This window comes from Nocardia sp. NPDC003963, assembly GCF_053605105.1.
The window spans coordinates 1-23685 of the sequence record NZ_JBSGIP010000063.1 but is presented as its reverse complement, the minus strand read 5'-3'; the positions used below and the strand labels follow the sequence as shown (position 1 = coordinate 23685).

Annotated in this window: 25 protein-coding genes; 17 read left to right on the top strand and 8 right to left on the bottom strand. The window is 67.8% G+C overall.

Translation table 11 applies throughout. From position 1 onward, the window contains the following. Window positions 1–236 precede the first annotated feature (236 nt). The gene (locus ACWEWT_RS36155) at window positions 237–1181 is read right to left on the bottom strand and encodes an HpcH/HpaI aldolase/citrate lyase family protein (protein ID WP_452565402.1); all 945 of its coding nucleotides are present in this window, start codon (window positions 1179–1181) and stop codon (window positions 237–239) included. Window positions 1182–1234: 53 nt separating this feature from the next. Here ACWEWT_RS36155 and ACWEWT_RS36150 point away from each other — a divergent pair, with 53 nt between their 5' ends. From ACWEWT_RS36150 to ACWEWT_RS36105, 10 genes are all read left to right on the top strand, one after another. After that, entirely contained in the window at window positions 1235–2512 is a 1278-nt protein-coding gene (locus ACWEWT_RS36150) for a magnesium transporter MgtE N-terminal domain-containing protein (protein WP_452565401.1), read from the top strand. Continuing rightward, window positions 2509–3117 carry a DUF1003 domain-containing protein gene (locus tag ACWEWT_RS36145; RefSeq protein ID WP_452565400.1) on the top strand — a complete coding sequence of 203 codons (609 nt, stop codon included), beginning with the start codon at window positions 2509–2511 and terminating at the stop codon, window positions 3115–3117. The genes ACWEWT_RS36150 and ACWEWT_RS36145 overlap by 4 nt, the downstream gene beginning before the upstream one ends. 144 nt (window positions 3118–3261) lie before the next feature. Continuing rightward, window positions 3262–4635: a lytic transglycosylase domain-containing protein gene (locus ACWEWT_RS36140; protein WP_452565399.1), complete on the top strand. Its 1374-nt coding sequence runs from the start codon at window positions 3262–3264 to the stop codon at window positions 4633–4635. A 276-nt stretch (window positions 4636–4911) separates the two neighbouring features. Further along, window positions 4912–5766, top strand: a complete 855-nt coding sequence (locus ACWEWT_RS36135) for a lytic transglycosylase domain-containing protein (RefSeq protein ID WP_452565398.1) — start codon at window positions 4912–4914, stop codon at window positions 5764–5766. A 19-nt stretch (window positions 5767–5785) separates the two neighbouring features. Next, entirely contained in the window at window positions 5786–6922 is a 1137-nt protein-coding gene (locus tag ACWEWT_RS36130) for an Mrp/NBP35 family ATP-binding protein (protein ID WP_452565397.1), read from the top strand. A 19-nt stretch (window positions 6923–6941) separates the two neighbouring features. Further along, the gene (locus ACWEWT_RS36125) at window positions 6942–7262 is read left to right on the top strand and encodes a DivIVA domain-containing protein (RefSeq protein WP_452565396.1); all 321 of its coding nucleotides are present in this window, start codon (window positions 6942–6944) and stop codon (window positions 7260–7262) included. Continuing rightward, window positions 7259–7840: a DNA-3-methyladenine glycosylase I gene (locus ACWEWT_RS36120; protein WP_452565395.1), complete on the top strand. Its 582-nt coding sequence runs from the start codon at window positions 7259–7261 to the stop codon at window positions 7838–7840. The genes ACWEWT_RS36125 and ACWEWT_RS36120 overlap by 4 nt, the downstream gene beginning before the upstream one ends. A gap of 158 nt (window positions 7841–7998) precedes the next feature. Continuing rightward, the gene (locus ACWEWT_RS36115; RefSeq protein WP_011211259.1) at window positions 7999–8166 is read left to right on the top strand and encodes a DUF3117 domain-containing protein; all 168 of its coding nucleotides are present in this window, start codon (window positions 7999–8001) and stop codon (window positions 8164–8166) included. Next, complete coding sequence (locus ACWEWT_RS36110) at window positions 8153–9022, top strand: putative RNA methyltransferase (RefSeq protein WP_452565394.1); 870 nt, start codon at window positions 8153–8155, stop codon at window positions 9020–9022. The genes ACWEWT_RS36115 and ACWEWT_RS36110 overlap by 14 nt, the downstream gene beginning before the upstream one ends. 116 nt (window positions 9023–9138) lie before the next feature. Then, window positions 9139–9549, top strand: coding sequence for a group I truncated hemoglobin (locus ACWEWT_RS36105; RefSeq protein WP_452565393.1), 411 nt, complete (start codon window positions 9139–9141; stop codon window positions 9547–9549). A gap of 15 nt (window positions 9550–9564) precedes the next feature. On the opposite strand, the gene glgA is transcribed toward ACWEWT_RS36105, so the two are convergent. Next, complete coding sequence (glgA, locus tag ACWEWT_RS36100; RefSeq protein ID WP_452565406.1) at window positions 9565–10722, bottom strand: glycogen synthase; 1158 nt, start codon at window positions 10720–10722, stop codon at window positions 9565–9567. 124 nt (window positions 10723–10846) lie between these two features. Here glgA and glgC point away from each other — a divergent pair, with 124 nt between their 5' ends. After that, a complete protein-coding gene (gene glgC, locus ACWEWT_RS36095) occupies window positions 10847–12061 on the top strand; it encodes a glucose-1-phosphate adenylyltransferase (RefSeq protein ID WP_452565392.1) in 1215 nt (404 codons plus the stop codon). A 62-nt stretch (window positions 12062–12123) separates the two neighbouring features. Here glgC and ACWEWT_RS36090 read toward each other — a convergent pair whose 3' ends face one another. The 4 genes from ACWEWT_RS36090 to ACWEWT_RS36075 all read right to left on the bottom strand — a co-directional run bounded on the left by ACWEWT_RS36090 (window position 12124) and on the right by ACWEWT_RS36075 (window position 16526). Continuing rightward, complete coding sequence (locus tag ACWEWT_RS36090; protein WP_452565391.1) at window positions 12124–13779, bottom strand: ABC transporter permease; 1656 nt, start codon at window positions 13777–13779, stop codon at window positions 12124–12126. Next, complete coding sequence (locus tag ACWEWT_RS36085; RefSeq protein ID WP_452565405.1) at window positions 13776–14696, bottom strand: ATP-binding cassette domain-containing protein; 921 nt, start codon at window positions 14694–14696, stop codon at window positions 13776–13778. The genes ACWEWT_RS36090 and ACWEWT_RS36085 overlap by 4 nt, the downstream gene beginning before the upstream one ends. Before the next feature lie 79 nt (window positions 14697–14775). Further along, on the bottom strand, window positions 14776–15549 hold the full coding sequence (locus ACWEWT_RS36080) for a TetR family transcriptional regulator (protein WP_452565390.1): 774 nt from the start codon (window positions 15547–15549) through the stop codon (window positions 14776–14778). Between the two features lie 344 nt (window positions 15550–15893). Beyond that, entirely contained in the window at window positions 15894–16526 is a 633-nt protein-coding gene (locus ACWEWT_RS36075; RefSeq protein ID WP_452565389.1) for an O-methyltransferase, read from the bottom strand. A 405-nt stretch (window positions 16527–16931) separates the two neighbouring features. Between ACWEWT_RS36075 and sigE the strand changes: the two genes are divergently transcribed. From sigE to ACWEWT_RS36045, 6 genes are all read left to right on the top strand, one after another. After that, a complete protein-coding gene (sigE, locus tag ACWEWT_RS36070; RefSeq protein WP_452565404.1) occupies window positions 16932–17654 on the top strand; it encodes an RNA polymerase sigma factor SigE in 723 nt (240 codons plus the stop codon). Between the two features lie 64 nt (window positions 17655–17718). Then, window positions 17719–18114 (top strand): hypothetical protein, encoded by a 396-nt coding sequence (locus tag ACWEWT_RS36065; RefSeq protein ID WP_452565388.1) that lies wholly within the window; start codon window positions 17719–17721, stop codon window positions 18112–18114. A 94-nt stretch (window positions 18115–18208) separates the two neighbouring features. Next, complete coding sequence (locus ACWEWT_RS36060) at window positions 18209–19666, top strand: trypsin-like peptidase domain-containing protein (protein WP_452565403.1); 1458 nt, start codon at window positions 18209–18211, stop codon at window positions 19664–19666. Window positions 19667–19699: 33 nt separating this feature from the next. Beyond that, window positions 19700–20116, top strand: a complete 417-nt coding sequence (gene tatB / locus ACWEWT_RS36055) for a Sec-independent protein translocase protein TatB (RefSeq protein ID WP_452565387.1) — start codon at window positions 19700–19702, stop codon at window positions 20114–20116. A 51-nt stretch (window positions 20117–20167) separates the two neighbouring features. Continuing rightward, window positions 20168–21028, top strand: a complete 861-nt coding sequence (locus ACWEWT_RS36050; RefSeq protein ID WP_452565386.1) for a hypothetical protein — start codon at window positions 20168–20170, stop codon at window positions 21026–21028. Window positions 21029–21258: 230 nt separating this feature from the next. Continuing rightward, window positions 21259–21696, top strand: a complete 438-nt coding sequence (locus tag ACWEWT_RS36045) for a hypothetical protein (RefSeq protein WP_452565385.1) — start codon at window positions 21259–21261, stop codon at window positions 21694–21696. 30 nt (window positions 21697–21726) lie between these two features. Here the strand turns inward: ACWEWT_RS36045 and ACWEWT_RS36040 are convergent, their stop codons facing one another. Together ACWEWT_RS36040 and folP are read right to left on the bottom strand one after the other, a co-directional pair. Continuing rightward, on the bottom strand, window positions 21727–22668 hold the full coding sequence (locus tag ACWEWT_RS36040) for a glucosyl-3-phosphoglycerate synthase (protein ID WP_452565384.1): 942 nt from the start codon (window positions 22666–22668) through the stop codon (window positions 21727–21729). After that, on the bottom strand, window positions 22665–23546 hold the full coding sequence (folP, locus tag ACWEWT_RS36035; protein ID WP_452565383.1) for a dihydropteroate synthase: 882 nt from the start codon (window positions 23544–23546) through the stop codon (window positions 22665–22667). The genes ACWEWT_RS36040 and folP overlap by 4 nt, the downstream gene beginning before the upstream one ends. Between the last annotated feature and the right edge of the window lie 139 nt (window positions 23547–23685).

Genomic DNA, 23685 nt, shown 5'->3' with positions numbered 1-23685 from the left:
TTCAGGCCTCGAGACTCGCGCTTCGCGCATGCGCTTCGAGGCCTGAACGGCGGGACGGGCCTCAACCCTTGGAGGTGTCTCGTAAGACTCGACTCATGCGGGTTGCGGTGGCATACGACGGACTGGATCGGATGCCGACACGACCGTCTAGCCGGCTCGGCGTCTGGTCACCTTCACGAACAGCAGCAACCTCTCGGTGCCGAGTTCGGCACGGCCGACGAAGACCGGGCTGTGTGCTACGCCGGTGGTGTGAAGGTGGTCGTGCGTTTCATTCCCGCGGCCCGGCCCTTCTCCGCGATGACCACCGCCATTTTCGCACTCGCCTCGTCGATCATCTCGTCGCCGAGCATCACCGCGCCGCGGGCCCCACCGGCCGAAGAGGTGTGATAGGCGTAGGCGTCCAGGATGAGTTCGGCGTGGTCGTAATCGGACTGCCGGGGGCTGAAGATCTCGTTCGCCGCGTCGACCTGGCCCGGATGCAGGACCCATTTCCCGTCGAAGCCCAGGGCGGCGGTGCGGCCCGCGGCCCGCCGGAAACCGTCGATATCCCGGATCTGCAGATAGGGGCCGTCGATGGCCTGCAGGCCGTGGGCGCGGGCGGTGAGCAGGATCGTCATCAGGATGTGGTGGTAGGCGTCGCCGGTGTCGTAACCCTCGGGCTGCTCCCCGACCACGAGCGTGCGCATATTGATACTGGCCATGAAATCGGCCGGGCCGAACACCAGCGTCTGCACCCGCGGGCTGGCGGTGGCGATCTCGTCGATATTGCGCAGACCCAGCGCGTTCTCGATCTGGGGTTCGATACCGATGCGGCCCGGTTCGATACCGTTGGCCCGTTCCAGCTGGCTCAGCAGTAGATCCAGCGCACGTACCTGACCGGCGTCGGTCACCTTGGGCAGCAGGATCGCGTCGAGCGCGGTCCCGGCGCCGTCGACCACCGAGATCACATCGGCATAGGTCCACTGGGTGGTCCAGTCGTTGACCCGGACCACCCGCAGTTGCCCACCCCAGCCGGAGTCGTTGAGGGCGGCCACGATATTCGCGCGGGCCGCGGCTTTGGCATCGGGCGCGACAGCGTCCTCGAGGTCGAGGAAGACCTCGTCGACCGGCAAGCCCTTGGCTTTCGCGATCATCTTCGGGTTGCTGCCCGGCACGGCGAGCACGGAACGGCGCGGCTTCATCAACACTCCTGGGGTCGGCCCGGTCCGGCCCCGGAACATCTAGCCTGGCAACCATGGCAGCTACCAGGGTGTATATCGCCAGGCTGACGGGCCTGGCGGTGCTGGGGCCGGACGGCGAGTCTATCGGCCGGGTTCGTGACGTCGTGGTCGCCGTCCGGTACGACCGGCAGGAGCCGCGTGTCCACGGCCTGGTAGTGGAGTTGCCGACCCGCCGCCGGATCTTCGTCCCGATGCTGCGGGTGACCGCCATCGAGCCCGGTTCGGTGACGCTGAACACCGGCAATGTGAGTCTGCGCAGGTTCGCGCAGCGACCGGGAGAGCTGCTGGCCATGGCACAGATCGTCGACTCGGCGGTGCGCGTGGAGGATCCGGACCTGCCCGATCTGGCCGGGGTCGATGTATTCGTGGTGGATCTGGGCATCATGCTGACCCGGACGCGGGACTGGCGGGTGTCCCGGGTCGCGGTGCGCGGGCATCGCCGCCTCGGGCGGCGACGCACGGTGCACGTGGTGGACTGGGCGCAGGTCCACGGGCTCACCCCGTACGAGCTGGGGCGACCGGGACAGGATGTGAGCACGCTGCTCGAACAGTTCGAGGGACAGCGGGCCGCCGATGTCGCGCATATGTTGCGCGAGCTTCCGGAGAAGCGCCGGTTGGAGGTGGCGGTGGCGCTCGACGACGAACGGCTCGCCGATGTGGTGCAGGAACTGTCCGGCGACGATCAGCTGGAATTGCTGGGCAAACTCGAGATCGGGCGCGCCGCCGATGTCCTCGAGGCCATGGACCCCGACGACGCCGCCGACCTGCTGGGCGGGCTACCGGAGAACGAAGCCGAATCGCTGCTGACACTGATGGATCCGCAGGAATCGGAGCCGGTCCGCCGACTGCTCGAACATTCGCCGGACACCGCCGGCGGCCTGATGACCCCGGAGCCGGTGGTGCTCACACCGGCGACCACCGTCGCGGAGGCGCTGGCGCGGGTCCGCGACCCCGACCTGACACCGGCGCTGGCCTCGATGGTGTTCGTGGTCCGGCCGCCGACGGCGACCCCGACCGGACGCTATCTGGGATGTGTCCATCTGCAACAGTTACTGCGGGAACCCCCCGCGCATCTGGTGGGCGGGATCCTGGATACGGATCTGACGACACTGCGCCCGGACGCACCGCTGACCGCGGTGGCCCGCTTCTTCGCCAGCTACAACCTGGTGTGCGCGCCGGTGGTGGACGAGCAGAACCATCTGCTGGGGGCGGTGAGCGTCGACGATGTACTGGACCATCTGTTGCCGCGCGATTGGCGTGAGGACGAGCAGCTCGAGGGTGTACGGCAGTGACGGAGAAGAGCACCGCGAGCCGGGCGGCGGCCAGCGCCCGGCAGCGGCTGGAGACACCGGTCGAATCCCGGTTCCGATTCGATTGGGATGCCGAGGCGTTGGCGCGCGGCAGCGAGCGGATCGCCCGGTTCCTGGGCACCGGACGCTATCTGGCGTTGCAGACGGTGGTGGTGATCGTCTGGATCATCCTGAACATCTTCATCATCACGCTGCGCTGGGATCCCTACCCCTTCATCCTGTTGAATCTGGCCTTCTCCACCCAGGCCGCCTATGCCGCGCCGCTCATCCTGCTGGCCCAGAACCGGCAGGACAATCGGGACCGGGTATCGCTGGAGGAGGACCGGTTACGGGCCGCGCAGACCAAGGCCGATACCGAATTCCTCGCCCGCGAGCTGGCCGCGCTGCGACTGGCGGTGGGCGAGGTGGCCACTCGTGACTATCTGAGGCGGGAGCTCGAAGAGATCCGTGACACGCTCGATCGAATCGAGAGCGCGGCGGGTGTGGACCCGACGCGCCCGGAAAAATCTGCGAAGCCGAAACGCAAGAAAACCTCCGGTCACAAGCCGGTTACGGGCCCGGTTTCATCGCCTGTCGCGGACGAATGACCGGAAATCCGCAATATGCTCCTGACCGGTAGGTAACCTGGATCACGTTGTCCCGAGCGTGCCGTCCGGGAATGTCCGAGACGGTCGCTCACCTGTGACATAGAGGAATGGTGGAGCCGAATGCGGATACCTACCCCTGTGGCAATGTCGGCTCTCGTCATGGCGGGCCTGGTAGCAAGCGGTTCGGCCGCGCACACCACCTTCTCGTCGACTCCCCCGGAGGCTCCCGGGGCTCGGCTCGCCGCCGATACCGATCGCCTCGGTGACCCGGGCGTTACCGCCGATGCGCCACTGCCCCAGACACTTGGAATGTTGCCGGTCGAACGCTCCACGCCCCGGAAACTTCGCGCCCTCAGCCCCTCCCCCGCGGACGGGATCCCCCCGTTCGGCGGAGTCGTCCCGCTGCAGACCATCAACCTGCCCCAGGGCGGTGGCGCCCTGGGCATTCCGGAGATCGTGCTGGCGGCCTATCGCAATGCGGAACTGGCACTGCAGTCCTCGACACCCGGCTGCGGTGTCACCTGGAACCTGCTCGCCGGTATCGGACGGATCGAATCCGGGCACGCCGGCAACGGGCGCACCGATGCCGCCGGCACCACCAACCCGCCCATCCTCGGTCCCGCGCTGGACGGCTCGTTGCCGGGTAACGAAGTCATCCGCGCGGCCGACGGCGGTTATGTACGCGCGCTGGGTCCCATGCAGTTCCTGCCGAGCACCTGGTCGCGCTATGCCGCCGACGGGAACGCCGACGGCCGCGCCGACCCGCACAATGTCTTCGACGCGGCGCTGGGTGCCGGTAAGTACCTGTGCTCGGGCGGCCTGAATCTGCGCGACCCACAGCAGGAACTGCGGGCTGTGCTGCGCTACAACAACTCGATGTCGTACGCGGCCAATGTGCTGAGCTGGTCCGCGGCCTATCGGACCGGCGGGCGTCCGGCCCCGGTCACCGTCTCACCCGATCTGGTTCCACCGGGCAGCCTGCCCACCGAATTCCCCGGCGCCCCAACGGATCTACTCGCCGCGCAGACCGATACCCAGGTACCCCCGCCGCCGCCGTCCCTACCGGCGCGGACGCTGCGGCCCGAACCCATGATCCGGATCCCGGGCCTACCGCCGATCCCGTGCGGACTGCTGTGCCCGCCCGCGCCGGGAGCTCCGAAGGTCGGCGAGGCATTGCCCGATCCGGCTCCGGTCGCTCCGGCTCCACCGGCCGGACAGGCGGCTCCGGCACCGGCACCGGGAACTCCCGCCCAGCCCGCTCCGGAAACACCGGAAGCACCGGCCGAGACCGTACCGGCCGCACCGGCGCCCGCCGAGAACCGGAACCAGCCCGCGCCCGCACCTGCACCTGCACCCGCGCCGCCGGCCATCACCTTGCCGGGCGGAATCGTCATCCCGCTCCCGATCGCTCTCGCCCCGGCCCCCACGACCCCGGTTCCGGCACCCTCGGATACGGATCCGGCAGCGCCCGGCGCGGCAACACCGGCAGCCCCCGGGGCACCCGTCCCGCCCGCCTGACCAGTCGGTTCCGGTTCGGCTGTACTACTTCCACCGCCCGGTGGCCGGATCCGGCCACCGGGCGGACCCGGCCCGTGGACCGAGCCCGCCGGCCACGAGCGGGCCGAGTTGCCGTGCGGCACCACGGCTTCCCCATTCCCACGCTCGCCGAAATAATGGTCACGGAGGAGTAACAAAGTGATCTCGGATGCGGTATCCTCGACGCAACAGGTCACGGAGCGGCAACGAACCACTGTGTGACCGCAGGCTGTGCGTTGAGATGAAGGGCTTGAGTACGTGGGGCGTCACCGTAAACAGCAACCTGCCACCGTTTCCCGCAGCTCGGTGATCGCACTCACCGGGCTGGTTCCGGCCGGTGTCGTGGCCACCAACGCCGCCGCGGCGGTGGCCACGGATCCCACCGCGGCCTCGGTAGCGATGCAGGTGTCGGCACTGAACGCCGATCCCGCGTGGGCCGCCGCTCCCGCGGCGGGCGACCCCTACGCGATGCACGCCATGGCGAAGCAGTCCCCCGAAGCCCGGGTCGAGGTGAAATCGGTCGCGCTCGACCCGAATCGTCCCCGCAACGATCTACCGGTCGCGGCGTCCGGTATCCCCGGTATCGCCGAGGCCGCCTATATCGGCGCCGCGCAGATCCTGGCCGAGGAGAATCCCGACTGCAATATGCCGTGGACCATGCTGGCCGGGATCGGCCGGGTGGAATCCACCCATATGAACAACGGCCGGGCCGATGCCGACGGGAACGCCCTCGCCCCGGTGTTCGGTCCGGTCCTGGACGGCAGCCTGTCGGGCAACAATGTCATCCACGATTCCGACGGCGGCGCGCTCGACGGGTTCAGCGGTTACGACCGCGCGGTCGGCCCCATGCAGTTCCTCCCGGAGACCTGGACCAGTTTCGCCGCCGACGGCAACCGCGACGGCATCTCCGATCCGCAGAACTACTACGACGCGACACTCACCGCCGGCAAGTACCTGTGCTCGGGCGGACTCGATATGCGCGATCCCGCCCAGCAGACCAGGGCGATCCTGCGCTACAACAACTCGATGGCCTACGTCGCGAACGTGATGGCCTGGGAGCAGTCGTACCAGACCGGGATCGCACCGCAGCCCGCGGCACTTCCCAAGATCTGACGGCACTACCATCGGCAGCATGCCAGTGGTAACGGAAGCGGACGTGCGGGGCGCTCTCGCGAAGGTCGACGACCCGGAAATCCGCAAACCGATCACCGAACTGGGCATGGTGAAGAGCATCCGGATCGAACCGGACGGCAATGTGCATATCGAGGTCTACCTGACCACGGCCGGTTGCCCGCTGCGCACCGAGATAACCCAGCGGGTGAGTACGGCGGTCGCCGATGTGCCCGGTGTGGGCACGGTCTCGGTCGACCTCGATGTAATGAGCGACGAACAGCGCACCGAACTGCGCAAACAGTTGCGTGGTGATTCGGCCGAGCCCGTCATCCCCTTCGCCCAGCCCGGTTCGCTGACCCGTGTGTACGCGGTCGCCTCCGGTAAGGGTGGCGTCGGGAAGTCGAGCGTGACGGTGAACCTCGCCGCCGCGCTCGCCGAACGTGGATTGTCGGTCGGGGTACTCGACGCCGATATCTACGGCCATTCGATCCCGCGCATGCTCGGCACCGACGCCCGACCGACCCAGGTCGAGCGGATGATCATGCCGCCCGTCGCACACGACGTGAAGATGATCTCCATCGCCCAGTTCACCAAGGGCAATACCCCGGTGGTGTGGCGCGGCCCCATGCTGCACCGCGCACTGCAACAGTTCCTCGCGGATGTGTTCTGGGGCGATCTGGACGTACTGCTGCTGGATCTGCCGCCCGGTACCGGCGATGTGGCGATCTCCATCGCCCAGCTGATCCCGAACGCGGAGATCCTGGTGGTCACCACCCCGCAGATCGCGGCCGCCGAGGTCGCCGAACGCGCGGGTGCCATCGCCCTGCAGACCCGGCAGCGGATCGCCGGTGTGGTGGAGAACATGTCCTGGCTGGATCTGCCGGACGGCACCCGGATGGAGTTGTACGGCTCCGGCGGCGGTCAGGCCGTGGCCGAGCGGCTCACCCGGGCGGTCGGTGCGGAGGTTCCGCTGCTCGGGCAGATCCCGATCGAACAGGCCTTGCGCGAAGCCGGCGACGAGGGCACCCCGATCGTGCTGAAGGATCCGGAGAATCCGTCCGCCGTCGCACTGCGGGCCGTGGCGGACAAACTCGCGATCCGGCGCCGGGGCCTGGCCGGAATGTCGCTCGGGATCGACACCACCCGCCACCTCTGAGCCCACATAGACTCGATCCATGCTCACCCTGCTGCTCTACGTACTGATCGTCGGTTTGGTGGCCGCAGTCCTGTTCCTTCTGGCCAGTGCCCTGTTCGGGCGGTCGGAGGAATTGGGTCCGCTACCCGAGGGCACCACGGCGACGGTGCTGCCGGTGGACGGCATCAGCGGTGCGGATGTGCGGTCATTGCGCTTCCAGCAGGTGGTGCGTGGTTACAAGGCCGGCGAGGTCGATTGGGCGCTGGCCCGGCTGGCCGCGCGGATCGACGAACTACAGGGTCAGCTGGCCGAGGCGCGCGCGACCGCTGCGGCTGCTCCGCACGGCCCGGAGCAGTCGTGAACACGACCGCGGCGGCCGATACGCTGGTGCGCTGCCCGTGGTCGGTGGAATCGCAGCTGTATCGCGACTACCACGATCAGGAGTGGGGCCGGCCACTCCACGGTGACGACGCGCTGTTCGAACGTCTGTGCCTGGAAGCCTTCCAATCCGGGCTGGCGTGGATCACGATCCTGCGCAAACGACCCGCTTTCCGGGAGGCATTCGCCGGATTCGTCATCGACCGGGTCGCGGAGTTCGGCGACGCGGATCGGGAACGCCTACTCGCCGACGCCGGCATTGTGCGCAATCGCGCCAAAATCGACGCGTGTATCGCCAATGCGAAAGTCGCGCGCGATCTGGATATCGGCCTCGACGAATTGCTGTGGTCCTTCGCGCCGCCGCGGCGGCCGCGTCCGGGCGCACTGCCCGATATTCCGGCCACGACACCCGAATCCGTCGCATTGGCAAAAGAATTGAAGCGGCGCGGTTTCCGTTTCGTCGGACCGACCACCGCGTACGCGCTGATGCAGGCCACCGGCATGGTAGACGACCACCTGGCCGAATGCTGGGTCGATACCCGGCATACCGCAATCGGCTGACCGATCACATTTGGACGTCGAGTGTCCGTCATCTCGTGCGATAGGGAAGAATAGATCAAGTGCGGTCCGTCGTCTCAGCCGACGGGCCGCCCGGTTGGTGACAACTGGAGTTCCGAGCAAGTGCGCAGCATACAGCGCAGATCTGGAGGGAGCAGAGGATGGCGGCCATGAAGCCCCGTACCGGGGACGGTCCCCTCGAGGCAACCAAGGAAGGCCGTGGGATCGTCATGCGGGTCCCACTCGAGGGTGGCGGGCGTCTGGTCGTAGAACTCACACCGGACGAAGCCGCGGCACTGGGTGACGAATTGAAGAGTGTCACCAGCTAGAGAGGTAGCCGAACTATCGGCGCTCGCCGCGGTCGCCGAGGTACTGAGCTGCCCCGAATGCGACCGCGGCCTGGCTCCGGCGAAGGGGGCACTGCGCTGCGCGCAGGGGCATAGTTTCGATATCGCCCGGCAGGGCTATATCAGCCTGCTGACCGGCGCGGCCGGTAAATTGACCGGGGATACCGCCGCGATGCTCGACGCGCGAACCGCATTTCAGGGTGCCGGACATTTCGCTCCGATCGCCGAGGCGATCGCGACAGCCGCGGTGGCGGGGCACGATCCCGATGCGGGCGGGACGGTCGCGGATATCGGTGCGGGTACCGGCTACTATCTGGCGCGCGTCCTCGACGCGTATCCGGCCGCGCGCGGTATCGGCTTGGATATCGCCAAACCGGCCGGCCGACGATGTGCCCGCGCCCATCCACGCGCGGCCGCGGTGGTGGCCGACGCCTGGCGCGGCCTGCCGCTCCGCGATCGAACGCTCACCACCGCACTATCGGTGTTCGCCCCGCGCAATCCCGAGGCGGTGTCGCGGACCCTGGCCCCCGGCGGCCGCTATATCGTCGTCACGCCGACCGGCTCCCACCTGGCCGAGCTCATCGAACCGATCGGCATGGTCACCGTGGATCCGGAGAAGGAACGCCGGCTCGCCGAAGCCATGGCGGGGCGGTTCACCCGGACGGAGCAGCGGCGGATCGAATATGTGATGGACCTGCCGCATACCGATATCGCGAACCTGGTCGCCATGGGACCGTCCGCACACCACACGGACGCGATCGCGGAACGGATCGCCCGCCTACCGGAGCCCTTCGCGGTCACCGCGTCGGTCATGGTGGGGACCTACCTTCCGACCTGACCTCACCGCCCGCATCCGGCCACGGTGAGAACAGGGCAATCACGCTGGCACACAGAGCAATCCACTCGCGACGTCGAGCTGATCGCCGGGTAACACCGGCCTGATGTCCTTGACGCATGCGGATACCGATATTCGGCAAACGGAAAGACACCACCACTACCACCACCATCTACGAGCAAATCGGCGGCTACGAGGCACTCGAAGCGGTTGTCGCCGATTTCTACACCCGGGTCCTCGCCGACGAGGAGCTGGCCGGTTTCTTCAGCGGGACGAATATGTCCCGGCTCCGCGGTAAGCAGGTCGAATTCTTCGCCGCGGCGCTGGGTGGCCCCGACCCTTATACCGGCGCACCGATGAAACAGGTGCATCAGGGCCGCGGGATCACCGCGCACCATTTCGGCCTCGTGGCCGGCCATCTGACGGAGGCACTGACAGCGGCCGGCGTCGGGGAGGAGATCGTCGACCAGATCATCGCCGCCGTCGCCCCGCTGGCCGAGGACATCACCTCGGGTTCCGCCCCGGCCTGACCAGCGGCGCGGAACTCACCGTTTGCAGACGGTGTGGTAGACGGCCAGGGTCTGCTCGGCGATCCGGTACCAGTCGAATTCGGCCCGGGCGCGTCGGCGGCCGGCCGCGCCCAGCTCGGCCGCCGACGCCCGGTCCACTGCCAGCTCGTTGACCGCGGCCGCCAGTTCGTGCTCGTAGGTATCGGTCTCCCCCGCTTCGAAATGCACCAGCCGGCCGGTCCCGCCGTCGACGACCACCTCGGGTATCCCGCCGACATCCGAGGCGATCACCGCCGTCGAACACGCCATGGCCTCGAGGTTCACGATCCCCAGCGGTTCGTAGACCGACGGGCAGACGAATACGGTGGCGGCCGCCAGCAGCTGCCGGATCTGCTCGGTGGGCAGCATTTCGCGGATCCAGAACACATTGCCCCGGCGGCGATGCAATCCGGCCACGGCGGTCGCCACCTCGGCTTCCAGCGCCGGAGTATCCGCGGCACCCGCGCACAGGACGAGCTGGATCTCCGGATCGATCTCCCGCGCGGCCGCCAGCAGATGCCCCACGCCCTTCTGCCGGGTGATCCGCCCGACGAACACGGCCAGCGGCCGGTCCGCCCGCACCCCGAGTGCGTCGAGGATCCGGCGGCTACCCGCCTCCGGCGGACCGGGATGCCAGACACCGGCATCGATCCCGTTGCGCACGACATGTACCCGTGCCGGATCCAGCACGGGGTAGGCGTCCAGTACATCGCGGCGCATCCAGTCGCTCACCGCGATCACTGCCTCGGCGTGTTCCAGCGCATTGCGTTCCGACCAGGACGACAGCCGGTAGCCGCCACCGAGCTGTTCGGCCTTCCACGGCCGCCGCGGTTCCAGCGAATGGGTCGTGACCACATGGGGGATCCCGTACAGCGTGGCGGCCAGATGACCGGCCAGCCCCGAGTACCAGGTATGCGAATGGACCACATCCACCGCGCCGACCGCGTCGGCCATGCGCAGTTGTGCCGACATCATCCGCAGGGCGGGGTTGGCGCCGTCGAGGGCCGGATCGGGGTCGTGCACCCGGGCCTCGTCCCGGGGCACCCCCATACAGTGCACGGTCACCGCGCTCATCCGCCGTAACCGGGTCACCAGCTCGGTGACGTGTACGCCCGCGCCCCCGTAGACCTCGGGTGGAAACTCACGGGTCAGCATGGCCACCCGTAGCTCATCGGCTGCGGACAACTCGGCCGCACCGCTGGAACCGGAACTCACGAATTCACGGTAGCCGCCCGAGCGGTCGATGCCCGCCGACCACCTCGTTCGGTAGTTTGGCACTGTGAGGAGCCAGCCGCACGTACTAGGAATCGTGCTCGCCGGTGGTGAGGGCAAGCGACTCTTTCCGCTGACCGCCGACCGGGCCAAACCGGCCGTCCCCTTCGGCGGCGCCTACCGCCTCATCGATTTCGTACTCAGCAATCTCGTCAATGCCGGATTCCTGCGGATCTGCGTACTCACCCAGTACAAATCGCATTCACTGGACCGGCATATCTCGCAGACCTGGCGCCTGTCCGGTTTCGCCGGCGAATACATCACTCCGGTTCCCGCGCAGCAGCGGCTCGGCCCGCGCTGGTACACCGGTAGCGCCGACGCGATCATGCAATCGCTGAATCTCATCTACGACGAGGACCCCGACTACATCGTGGTCTTCGGCGCCGACCACGTCTACCGGATGGACCCCGAGCAGATGGTGGCCAACCATATCGATTCCGGCGCCGGTGTCACCGTGGCAGGTATCCGGGTGCCGCGTAGCGAGGCGGGCGCTTTCGGCTGTATAGATTCCGACGAATCCGGCCGCATAATCGGTTTCCTGGAGAAGCCCCCGCACCCACCGGGGATTCCCGACGATCCGAATTCGACCTTCGCCTCCATGGGCAACTACGTGTTCACGACCAAAGTGCTGGTGGATTCGATCAAGGCCGATGCCGAGGATTCCGATTCCGACCACGATATGGGCGGCGACATCATTCCGAACCTGGTCTCGGCGAGCCAGGCCGCGGTCTACGATTTCGCCGACAACGAAGTACCCGGCGCCACCGACCGCGACCGCGGCTACTGGCGCGATGTCGGCACCATCGACGCTTTCTACGAAGCCCATATGGATCTGGTGTCGGTGAATCCGGTGTTCAACCTCTACAACCGGCACTGGCCCATCCGGGGCGCCGCCGAGAACCTGCCGCCGGCGAAATTCGCCCGGGGCGGACTGGCCCAGGAATCCATTGTCGGAGCGGGCAGCATCCTGTCCGCGGCGACCGTGCGCAATTCGGTACTCAGCGCCAATGTGATGGTGGACGACGGCGCCACGGTCGAGGGCAGTGTGCTGATGCCCGGGGTCCGGATCGGGCGCGGTGCGGTGGTGCGGCGCGCGATCCTGGACAAGAACGTCATGGTCTCCGAGGGGGAGATCATCGGGGTGGATCTGGAGCGGGACCGGTCGCGTTTCGCGATCAGCAACGGCGGAGTGGTCACTGTCGGCAAGGGCACCTGGGTCTGACCGGGTACCGCACGGCCGCGCCCACTCACGTCGGGAGGGGCGCGGCACGCGTCGCGGCCGGGTCAGCGGACGTCGCGGCCCCGTACCCCGGCGAGTCCGGCCGCGAGCAGTAGTGCGGCGATCACCGTCACCGCGACCATCGGCGTCGCGGTGAACTCCGAGCCCGGCACCTTCGGCGCGTGGCTGAACGGCTCCAGATCGCGGAACCACTGCGGGGCCCCGGAGAACGATCCGAGCAGGAACACCGCGATCGCGGCGGTGAGCAGACCCCAGGCGACCGGCGTCCAGCGCGGAACGAGCCCGAACAGCGCCAGCGTGACCCCGGCGAAGAACCAGATCGCCGGCAGTTGGACCAGCGCGGCGCCCACGACCCCGGGCAATTCCCCGCCGATATCGTCCTTGGCGATACCGTAGGCCACGCCACCGAGGAGCCCGGCGGTCAGCATGATCACCACCGGCCCACCGAGCGCGAACACCAGATGGGTGGCGGCCCAGCGCAACCGGCCGACCGCACCGCTGAGCACCGATTCGGCCTGATGGCCGTTCTCCTCGCTGAACAACCGCAGTGTCGCCGAAACGGCGTACGCCGCACCCGCGACCCCGAGCATGGTGAAGGCGTAGGAGATGAACGAATCCTCGATCGATTCGGAACCACCCATCCGGGTGATCAGATCGCGCAATGTCTCGTTCTCGGCGAAGCTGTCCCCTATCCCCGCCACCACGCTGCCGATCACCAGGCCGTACAGCCCGACGCCGATCGACCAGGCCAGCAGCGTGCCGCGCTGGAGACGCACCGCCAGGCCGAACGGCCCGGCCAGATCCGCACCGGCCCGCGGCGCGCCCAGCCGTTCCGCGATGAGCCCGGCGCCGACATCGCGGCGGCGCAGCAGCGCGTAGGCGACGGATACCAGCACCACCAGCAGGACCAGGTGCAGCAACAGCACCCACCAGCGGTCGCCCGCGTACGGACGCACCTGCAGCGACCAGCCCTGCGGGGAGAGCCACGTCAGCGGACTCACCGGTCCCGCCCCCGCTCGGGCATCACCGATCGCCCGGAAGGTGAAGGTGACCGCGAGCACCGCGAAGGCCAGTCCGCGGGCCAGCCGGGCACCCGTACAGACCTGCGCCGTCACCGCGGCCACGGCGGCGAACACCAGGCCGGATCCGGCCAGCGCGAGCCCGAAGGCCAGCGAGCCGCTCGCCGGAACGCCGGTCGCCGTCAGGCTCACCGCGCCGAGCAGACCGGTGAGCAGCGATCCGCCCGCGGCCAGCAGCAACGCGGCCGTCAGATTCGCGTAGCGACCGACGGAAGTGGAGGCCAGGATCTCGCTGCGGCCGGTTTCCTCCTCGGCCCTGGTGTGCCGGATGACCGTGAGGATGGTGGCCACCGCGATCAGCGTGTGGAACATCCCCGCTTTCCAGATGCCCACCGCACCGATCGAGGTGTTGTAGATCGGCCCGTACATGGCCAGCTGCGCGGGACTGGCCAGGACCGTCGCCGCGAACGAGGCCCGATCGGCCTCGGTGGGGTACACCGATTCGATACTGGCCACATAGACCGCGCCCAACGGCAAGGACAGCAGCAGAATCCACAGCGGCGCCACGATCCGGTCGCGCCGCAGGTACAGCCGCAGCAACCGGGTGGTTCCGGTGAACCCGGTGCGGCTCGGCCGGTGTTCGAGCACGCTGTGCCGTGCTCCCGCGACGGCGGTCGTCATTTCCGCGCCTCTTCCAGTTCGCCGGCCTCCTGGCCGTTGATCGAGTAGTGCCGCATGAACAGCTCTTCCAGGGTCGGTGGCCGGCTGATGAGACTGCTGACCCCGGTATCGCCGAGTACGCGGATGAGTTCGGCGAGATGTTCGCCGTCGACCTGGCAGCGCAGCGTGTGCTCGTCCATGCTGACGTCGGCGACCCCGGGGATCGCCGCGATATCACCGGGATCGCCGGTCAGTTCCGCGGTGATCGAGGTGCGGCTCAGATGCCGCATGGAGGCCAGTGTCCCGCTCTCGACCGTGCGCCCGGACCGGATGATGGTGACCCGTTCGCACAGGGCTTCCACCTCCGAGAGGATATGGCTGGACAGCAGGACGGTCGCCCCTCGCTCGGCCGCCTCCGCGACGCATTCCCGGAACACCTGCTCCATCAACGGGTCCAGCCCCGAGGTCGGCTCGTCGAGCAGCAGCAGCCGGGCGTTGGAGGAGAAAGCGGATACCAGCGCGACCTTCTGGCGATTACCTTTGGAGTAGGTGCGCGCCTTCTTCCGCGGATCGAGTTCGTAGCGTTCGATCAGCTCGGCCCGGCGTGCGGTGTCGAGGCCGCCGCGCATCGCGGCCAGCAGATCGATGGTCTCGCCACCGCTGAGCGACGGCCACAGGGTCACATCGCCGGGCACGTAGGCGATCTCACGGTGCAGTGCCACCGCGTCGGCCCAGGGGTCGCGCCCGAGCATCCGCACCTCACCGGACGTGCGCGCCAGTAGCCCTAGCAGGACCCGGATGGTCGTGGATTTACCGGCCCCGTTGGGGCCGAGGAATCCGTGGACCTCGCCCTCGGACACTTCCAGGTCGAGCCCGTCCAGGGCACGGACCTTCCCGAAGTGTTTGTGCAGATCCCGGATCCTGATTGCCGAAATCATCATGTCTCCTCGTGGGACAGAGAGATAGAGCGTGGATGGAGATAATTCGCGGACGCGGCGGATCGGACGCCGCGTCGGCTCATTTCGCGTCGCCGGCGGATGTGGCCGGCTCCGGCGTCTGTGCCGGGGGTGTGGTGGGGCCGGCCGGCGATTCGGCGGCCGGTGGCGAGCCGTCGCCGGTATCGCGGGCGACGTCCGCCGATACTCCGGGTTCGGTCTCGCGGCCTGCCGCGTCGGCCAGCAGGGTGTCCAGCATGGTCGAATCGGGCAGCAGGCCCTCGGTGAAGATCTCCACGGCGGGCAGCAACATCTGATCGCCGTACTCGCGGAGGGCCTGCCGGTAGTCGACGGCACCCGAGGCTCCGGACCGCAGCTGCATGAAGAGCAGCATGCCGCCGCCGTTCACGGTCGCGAGATAGCGCGCCATCGCCTGCAGATCCCGCGGCTTGCGCACCGCTCCGGAGGCGATACCGGCCTCGAGATACTGCTCGACGTCTTCCACCATGTGATCGAACAGGGATGCGGCGAGGTCGCCTCCGGCCTGGAAGCTGCGCATCATATAGGCGATGATCGGGGCGTACTCCTCGATCTCGGCCAGCTGTTGCAGCAAGTTCCCCGGCGACGGCCGGTTCATATAGCTCATCTTCGATTCGCGGATCACCGCGCGCACATGGTCGTCACATTCGCGCCGGAGTCCGTCCTTCGAACCGAAATGGTGGTTGACCAGCCCCGGCGAGACCCCCGCCGCGGCGGCGATGGCACGTACACCGACCCCGAAACCCTCCTCCCCGAACAGGACGAGGGCCGCATCGCGAATACGGGCCCGCGTGTTCAGATCATCGCTTGAACGCATGTTCAATACGTTAAACACACGTTCAATCGCCGCGCAAGTGGCCGACCCGTAGAGATTCCGTAAAGACTCCGAGGGTGGCCGGCGGCACATATCCAGCCATCGACCAACCCAGGGGCCGTCTACGAGGCGACCGACAGAACAGCCCCGTCGACGACCGGTTTCCGAGATGCCGACAGAGCTTCCGGCCCGATCCGCGAAAGACCCACACCCGAATGGGCAATCACAGGGCAAAGGCCCGGCGAATCGGACATCGACCGCCGGCACCCCGGGCCGCACCCGCCCCCGTGGACATGGGAGAACACCGGCCCGCCGATCGGGCGGTGCCGGTGCGGATCGTTATCGATCTACCCCTTGGACGCGCAGAGCAGTCCGTCACCGAGCGGGATGAGAACGCTGGTCAACCCGGGGTCCTCGGCCACGACACGGGTGGCCGACCGTACCGCCTGGGTCGCCGGGTCCCGGACGGACGGATCGGGGACCCGGCCACCGAGCAGCGCATTGTGCAGCAGCACCGCGCCGCCGGCGCGCAGCAACCGCACGGCCTCGGCGATGTACTGCGGGTGCTCGATCGGTGCGGCATCGAGAAACACCAGGTCGTAGGCGCCGTCGGCCAGCCGGGGCAGCACATCCAGCGCACGCCCGTTGATCAACCTGGTGCGGGCGAGGGGGATCTCGGCGGCACGGAAGGATTCTTTGGCGGCCCGCTGATGTTCGGGTTCGGAATCGATGGTGGTCAGCGTGCCGTCCTCGCGCATTCCGTCGAGCAACCACAACCCGCTGACCCCGGCACCGGTCCCCACCTCGACCACCGCGCGCGCGTCCAGCAGTTGCGCGTACATACTCAGCAGCGCGCCGACCGACGGCGGCACCGGAGCCGCTCCCAGCTCGGTGGCCCGTTCGCGGGCGCTGACGAGTATCTCGTCCTCGACGACGGATTCCTCCACGTAGGCGAGATTGAGCTCCAGGTTCGATGCCACGCCCAAGAGGCTATGCCAAACGCGGCGATGCTGGTCGCAACATTCTCAGGTGTCCCTCAGGATCCCCATATCCGGCCCACACCGGGAGACGGAAGAGTGAGGGCTACGCAAGACCAGCCGACCGATCGCGCAGGAACGGGAACAACGGAGCACCGATCCACCGTTGTAACCCATGAACAACGGCCCGAACAACGGGCCGCTTGTTCGATCCTACGCCTCGGTCCCGATCAGGAGGTCGTCACCATCCACATGGTCGATGCGGCACGCGAGTCCGCCACCTTGCCCGAACTGCCCCGAGCTCGCCGTTCGGCGACCTCGGCCGGTCACGGCCTGCCCGCGCCGGACGAATTCGGGCCCCGGCCGTTTACCGGGCCGGACTCGGAGGTAGTCGCGCAGCACGACCCGATGATCGAGGATCCCGCTCCGCCGGACGCCCTGATGGAGGTGCCCGATATGTCCAGTACCGACGAGCGAGCCGCGGAGTACGACGTCGTGCAGGCCGTACAGGCCGCAACGGCCGACGCAGCGCCCGAGCTCGACAGCATGCTCCCGCTCACCGGCACGGCCGCCTTCGACGCCACCGGCGACCGCACCGTCATGCCGACCTGGGACGAATTGGTCCGCGAGCATGCCGACCGGGTCTACCGGCTGGCCTATCGGCTCTCCGGCGACGCCCAGGACGCCGAGGACCTCACCCAGGAAACCTTCATCCGCGTATTCCGGTCCCTGTCGAACTATCAGCCCGGCACATTCGAGGGCTGGCTGCACCGGATCACCACCAATCTGTTCCTGGATATGGTCCGGCGACGCAGCCGGATCCGGATGGAAGCGTTACCGGAGGACTACGACCGGGTGCCCGCCGACGGCCCGGGGCCCGAACAGGTCTTCCACGATGCCCGGCTCGACCCGGACCTACAGTCCGCACTGGACTCGCTGGCACCGGAGTTCCGGGCCGCGGTCGTGCTCTGCGATATCGAAGGTCTGTCCTACGAGGAGATCGGCGCCACGCTCGGTGTGAAGCTCGGAACGGTGCGCAGCCGGATCCATCGCGGCCGGCAGGCACTGCGCGAGTATCTTGCGCATAATGGAGTCCAGGAGCGTTTCGCCGCCGAGGCGAGCTTCGGGTGATCCTGCGATCATGACGCCGGGATCACAGCAGTTTGTGATACCGGTCGGGAAGGATGGGCAGCGAATGAGTGGCGACTCCGAAACGCCCGGTCGTCGTTCCACGCAGTTCCACTCCACCGAACACCTGGCGAGCGAGGCAGTCGCCGCCTATGTCGATGGCGAACTGCGGATGAATCCCTATCTGCGTGCGGCCCAGCATATTTCGGTATGCCCGGAATGCGCGGCCGAGGTCGAGGCCCAGCAGCAGGCGCGGATCGCCCTGCGCCGCGCCTCCCAGGTCTCGATACCCACCGGGCTGCACGACAGTCTCTCCCGTATTCCACTGGCCGAACCGCCCAGCGGGGCGCACGCGCAGAATTCCGCCGGAAATCCGCGTAACGAGGCGGTATTCGGCTTCGCGAGCCAATCTTTCTCGGCAACCTTCGACAGCTTCCGGTGGTCGGTGTGGTGGCGCAAGTAGAGTTTGCCGCGTGAGTTCCGAACCGACGCAGAATTCCCCTGCCGATAACCCTGATTCGGCGGATGAAAACGGTACGACGACCGATAACGGCACTCTGCGCCCGCCCGAGGCGCCGGTGCTGGCTCCGCGGCCGGTCTATCGACCCCATGTGGACTCACATACCGCGACGGCCTTCCGCCGCCCATCGGGTCAAACCGGATCCTTCGCCGCACACACCGCGCGCCAGGACCCCTCCACCACTTCCATCGCACCCAAGGGGCCACCCGAGGCGGTGCTCGCCGAGGCCTTCGGCCGACCGGCCGGTTCCACCGAACTGCTCCAGCGTGACCCGGACGCCGATACCGGACGCGCGCCGGTCGCCGGCCCGGCCGATCCCTGGCGAGATCCGGAATCGGCGGCCCGCCTCGGTGCGCCGGCCGTCACCTCGCCGGCCGCACCGGAACTCCCGCGCGCCGAACAACTCTCCGCGCGCCAGGTGCTGTTCGGGTCCCGGGTCGCGCCCAAGGCGCTGCTCGTACTCGGCGCGATCGCGTTGGCGATCGGCCTGGTCGGCGGCCTGGTGGGCCGGTTGACCGCGGAAACCGCCTCGACTCTCACCTCGCGCAAGGTCAGCCTCGAACAGACCGACGGCGAACAGCCGCACGGTCCGATCGCCCAGGTGGCGGATGCGGTACTGCCGTCGGTGGTTTCCATTCGCACCACCGTCGGCGAGAACGGTGCCACCGGTTCCGGGGTCGTCATCGACGGCAACGGCTATCTCGTCACGAACAACCACGTCATCTCCATGGCCGCGCAGGATCAGTCCGGACGGGCCCGGATCCAGATCACCTTCTCCGACGGCACCCGCACACCGGCCAATATCGTCGGCCGCGATCCCAAAACCGATCTCGCGGTACTCAAGGTAGATGTGAAAAATCTCACGGTGGCGCAGCTCGGCAAATCGGGTGACGTGCAAGTCGGCGACGCGGTGCTGGCCATCGGTTCCCCGCTGGGCCTGAGCAAAACGGTCACTTCGGGCATCGTCAGCGCTCTGCACCGTCCGGTGAAACTCGAGGGCGAGGGTAGCGATACCAAGGCGGTCATCGATGCCGTGCAGACCGACGCCTCGATCAACCCCGGCAATTCCGGTGGCGCGCTGGTGGATGCGGACGGCCGGGTCATCGGCATCAATACCGCGATCCGCAGCGAGAGCGGCGGCTCGGTGGGCCTCGGCTTCGCCATCCCGGTGGACCAGATGACCCAGGTCGCCCAGACTCTCATCCGCGACGGGTCGATCCACCACCCGATGATCGGAGTGAGTGCCCGCCAGAAGACCGTGGCCAACGAAGTCATGAGTGGGGCCGAAGTCGCCGATGTGCAGCCGGGCAGCCCGGCCGCGAACGCCGGCATCGTCGAGGGCGATGTGATCGTCCGGATCGGCGATCGCGAAGTCACCAATCCCGACGAGCTGGTCGTAGCCGTCCAGTCGAACAAAATCGGACAGACGGTGAACGTACAGCTCATTCGGGAAGGCCGGCAGGTGGACATCCCCGTGACGCTGGCCTCCGACTGACCCGCTGGTCGCGGCGCCGGGTAGCCTGTAGAGGTGTTCAGCAGTATCGGGTGGGGCGAGATGCTCGTGCTACTCGTCGCCGCCCTCGTGATCCTCGGCCCGGAGCGCCTACCCGGCGCCGCGCGTTGGACTGCGCGCAGTCTGCGCCAGGTCCGCGATTACGCGACCGGTGCCACTTCGCAATTGCGGTCCGAACTCGGCCCCGAATTCGACGAGCTGCGTAAACCACTCGCCGATCTACAGGAATTGCGCGGGATGTCACCGCGTTCGGTGGTGACGAAACATCTTCTGAACGGTGATGATTCCCTTTTCAAGGATCTCGACGGCGCACTGCCGGACAGCAAGAATGTGCTGGGCACACACAGCGGTATGTCAGATTACCCTATGCCCAAGTTGGATAAACCCTTGGAGCGCAACGAACGTCCCCCGATCGATACCGACGCCACCTGAGCGTCAACCAGTCTAGACGCAGTTCAGCGACTCGCTGTCTAGACTTCGCACATGTCGGCCGATGACGTGGCGCGGATATTCGCGATCGAAGACAAAGTCGAGCGACTCAAGGCCGCCACCGAAGGTGTCGCAGCGGCTCAGCAGACCATCAACGAGCTCACCCGAATTCGGCGCGCGGTGATCCGGGAGTTACACGCCGAGGGGTGGACTTTCGCCAGGATCGGTGCCGCCGCCGGTCTTTCCCGCGCCCGCATCCACCAGGTGAGCACGCAAGGCCCGGCGCCGGAGGGATTGTTCTTCGGGCACGGGCCGCTGACACTGCTGGTCCCGGACACCCGAGCGGGCAGGCTGGTCGGAGCGCCGGACCCGGCGGCCGCACCGCGGCTCGCCGAACAGCTACGGGAACTCGGCTTCGCGGTCGCGATCGAGCCCTTCGCGCCGGGACGCCCTATCGATCTGCTGCGCGACGGCCTGATCGTGCTCGGCGGCCCCGAACTCTCACCCAGCCTGCGGCATCTCATCGCCGCCGATCCCCGATTACGCCGCGCGGTCGCCCGGCCCGGGGACGGCCGCCGCGGTATCGAGGATCGCGCCGCCCGGCGGATCTACCGGCCGGCCAGCCCGGAACCGCACGATATCGCCTATCTGGCACGGCTACCGCGCCCGGACGGGCGCGGTTCGATCCTCGTCCTCGACGGTTTGCACCCGCCGGGTTCGCTCGGCGCGGTCCGGCTGCTGGCCACCCGGCTGGCGACCCTGCACGAACGCGCGGCCAACCGCCGGTTCTCGGTATTGGTCGGTGTCCGTTACGAACGCACCACCGGTGAACCGGTGGACGCGGATCTGCTCACCCCGGTCTATCTCCACGAACCGGTGGACTCCCGCCCGCACGCGGTACGTCAGCGGCGGTGATCGCGGGACCGCGCCGAACCCGGTGAAAGCCGGCGGCCGATCGTTTCCGACACGCCGAAACGGCAATAGCGACCACGAATATTAGCTGGTCGAAGAATTGCTACCCTGTGCGCAGTAGGCCGATTACCTTTACCGCGACCGGTTGGCCGGGCCCGGCGGTTCGATAGCCATAGAATTACTTTGTGCCATTCGGTGCATCGCGGCGATGTCCGGCTCCGTAGAGATAATTCGTGGAGGCGCAGGTGAATGCGTTGATCATCGTGGCGATCGCCCTGGTCGCGGTGGGATTGCTGATTACCGTGATCCTGTGGCTGCGTACTCCGGATGCCGCCGAGAGCGAGTATGTGACCGTCGCCGAACTCCGGGCGCGCCTCGAAGACGAGCAGGAGCCCGGCGATCGGACCGATGAGCAGAACCGGTCGGAATCCGCCGAGTCGCCGCCGGAACAGGACGAGCCGGAGCCGGACGACACTGCTGCCGCCGCGTCAGCGGTGTCCCCCGGCGGCGGTACGCGGCCCGCCGCGCAGTCCACGCCCGGTTCGCCGAGCGATGAGAAACCGGCGAACGATATCCCCGGCGACGAATCCGAAATCCACGGCCCTACGCCGGAGCAGGCCCCCGACTCCGGCGGCGAAGCGCCCACCGGTGAAGCGGGCCGGGACAACTGACCTCGCGGGTACACCGGCCCCTGCCCCGGCTCAAGCAGCCACGACGTCCGGCCGGATGGTGTTCATCGGCGGCCGGTCGACCAGGTTCACCGCGGTGCTGTGCGGGGTGAACTCCTCGCCGATCAACGGGAACTGGGTCAGCGCGGCCCCGGAATCCGGGATACCGCTGCGCCCCAGCACCGTGCCCAGGATCTGCCGGCTCATCACGCCGAGATCGGCGAGCGGCCGGTTGCGATGGGTACGAACCCCGAGATCGACCTGGCCGATAGCGCTCAACCCCAGCCGATCGTAGGTATCGAGCAACAGCCCGATCTCCACTCCGTACCCGGGCGCGAACGGTACAGCCGTCAACAACTCCCGCGTGCCGGCGTACTCACCGCCCAGCGGCTGCAACACCTGGGTCAAGCCGGGCCGCAGCGCGGCCAGCAGCGGCCGCGCCACGAGTTCGGTCACCCGGCCACCGCCGTGCGCGTCCACCTCGCCGACGCCGTGCCGCAGCGGACGCCGGTAGTAGGCCTTCACCAGGTGCAGATCCGGGGTGGTGAGCAGCGGGCCGAGCAGTTTCGGCACAAAAGCCGGGTCCGGATCGATCAGATCGGAATCGACGAACGCCACCAGATCACCGCTGGTCACCGCCAGCGAACGCCACAGCACCTCGCCTTTGCCCGGGAAAGGCTCCAACTCGGGCACTGCCTGCTCCCGGGTGATCACCTCGGCGCCGGCCGCGCGGGCGCGGTCGGCGGTGGCATCGGTGGAGCCGGAGTCCAGCACCACCAGTTCGTCCACGAGCGTGCCCAGCAGTGGACGGATACTGGCCACCACATCGGCGACGGTTCTTTCTTCGTTCAGTGCGGGCAGCACCACCGAGACGGTGCGGCCGGCCTTGGCGGCGACCAGATCGGCCACCGGCCAGTCAGGGGCGTCCCAGGTATGGGTCGACGCCCAGCCGGGCTCGTGATGGGTGAATTTCATACGAGACCTCGCAGAGTTCGTACGGGGGGCCGGATGCCCTGGATCGCGGCGATCATGTCCACGACGCGACGGGTCGCGGCGACCTCGTGCACCCGGAAAACGCGAGCACCGGCCGCGGCCGACCATGCTGTTGCCGCCAATGTGCCCTCCAGCCGTTCGGAAAGTCCGACACCTAATGTCTCTCCGATGAAATCCTTGTTGCTCAGCGCCATCAAGACCGGCCACCCGCTTTTAACAAGAACGTCCGCTGCCCGCAACAGTGCGAGCCCGTGATACGTGTTCTTCCCGAAATCGTGGGTCGGATCGATGAGGATCGAATCCCGGCGCACCCCCGCCGCCGCGGCCCGCTCCGCCGCCCCGACCACCATCTCGGTGACCTCCGCCACCACATCGGTGTACCGGACCCGATGCGGCCGCGTACGCGGCACCGCCCCGCCGGTGTGACTACAGACGATCCCGGCCCCGGTCGCGGCGGCCACCGGCACCAGTTCGGGATCGGCCCCCGCCCAGGTGTCGTTGATCAGATCCGCGCCCTCGGCCACGGCCACCCGCGCGACATCCGACCGCCAGGTGTCCACACTGATCAGCAGATCCGGATATCTCTCCCGGATCGCCGCCACGAACGGCACCACCCGCCGCGACTCCTCGGCCGCGTCCACATGATCCCCGGGCCCGGCCTTCACCCCGCCGATATCGACCAGATCGGCCCCCTCGGACACGGCGCGCTCCACCGCGGCCATGGCGGCGGTATCACCGAAGGTCGCGCCGCGGTCGTAGAAGGAATCGGGGGTGCGGTTCACGATGGCCATCACCAGCGCGCGATCCGTCGCGACGGTCCGGCCGCAGAGAGTCGGCGACGGCCGGACGGGCTCGAACATGAACTCAGCTTATGGCGCGCCTTCGGCGCGCGGGGTCGAGGCCCCCTCATGTCTCGCCGTTCAGGCCTCGGGACTCGCGCTTCGCGCATGCAGAACTGAAGATCGTCGAGAAAGTAAAGATACTAATTCGGGGCGAGTA

What these genes read in the sequence shown, in the direction of transcription:
- ACWEWT_RS36155 (WP_452565402.1), bottom strand. Translation starts at nt 1,181, where the DNA reads ATGAAGCCGCGCCGTTCCGTGCTCGCCGTGCCGGGCAGCAACCCGAAG.
- ACWEWT_RS36150 (WP_452565401.1), top strand. Translation starts at nt 1,235, where the DNA reads ATGGCAGCTACCAGGGTGTATATCGCCAGGCTGACGGGCCTGGCGGTG.
- ACWEWT_RS36140 (WP_452565399.1), top strand. Translation starts at nt 3,262, where the DNA reads ATGTCGGCTCTCGTCATGGCGGGCCTGGTAGCAAGCGGTTCGGCCGCG.
- ACWEWT_RS36130 (WP_452565397.1), top strand. Translation starts at nt 5,786, where the DNA reads ATGCCAGTGGTAACGGAAGCGGACGTGCGGGGCGCTCTCGCGAAGGTC.
- ACWEWT_RS36125 (WP_452565396.1), top strand. Translation starts at nt 6,942, where the DNA reads ATGCTCACCCTGCTGCTCTACGTACTGATCGTCGGTTTGGTGGCCGCA.
- ACWEWT_RS36115 (WP_011211259.1), top strand. Translation starts at nt 7,999, where the DNA reads ATGGCGGCCATGAAGCCCCGTACCGGGGACGGTCCCCTCGAGGCAACC.
- ACWEWT_RS36105 (WP_452565393.1), top strand. Translation starts at nt 9,139, where the DNA reads ATGCGGATACCGATATTCGGCAAACGGAAAGACACCACCACTACCACC.
- glgA (WP_452565406.1), bottom strand. Translation starts at nt 10,722, where the DNA reads ATGCTGACCCGTGAGTTTCCACCCGAGGTCTACGGGGGCGCGGGCGTA.
- ACWEWT_RS36090 (WP_452565391.1), bottom strand. Translation starts at nt 13,779, where the DNA reads ATGACGACCGCCGTCGCGGGAGCACGGCACAGCGTGCTCGAACACCGG.
- ACWEWT_RS36085 (WP_452565405.1), bottom strand. Translation starts at nt 14,696, where the DNA reads ATGATTTCGGCAATCAGGATCCGGGATCTGCACAAACACTTCGGGAAG.
- ACWEWT_RS36080 (WP_452565390.1), bottom strand. Translation starts at nt 15,549, where the DNA reads ATGCGTTCAAGCGATGATCTGAACACGCGGGCCCGTATTCGCGATGCG.
- sigE (WP_452565404.1), top strand. Translation starts at nt 16,932, where the DNA reads ATGATCGAGGATCCCGCTCCGCCGGACGCCCTGATGGAGGTGCCCGAT.
- ACWEWT_RS36065 (WP_452565388.1), top strand. Translation starts at nt 17,719, where the DNA reads ATGAGTGGCGACTCCGAAACGCCCGGTCGTCGTTCCACGCAGTTCCAC.
- ACWEWT_RS36050 (WP_452565386.1), top strand. Translation starts at nt 20,168, where the DNA reads ATGTCGGCCGATGACGTGGCGCGGATATTCGCGATCGAAGACAAAGTC.
- ACWEWT_RS36040 (WP_452565384.1), bottom strand. Translation starts at nt 22,668, where the DNA reads ATGAAATTCACCCATCACGAGCCCGGCTGGGCGTCGACCCATACCTGG.
- folP (WP_452565383.1), bottom strand. Translation starts at nt 23,546, where the DNA reads ATGTTCGAGCCCGTCCGGCCGTCGCCGACTCTCTGCGGCCGGACCGTC.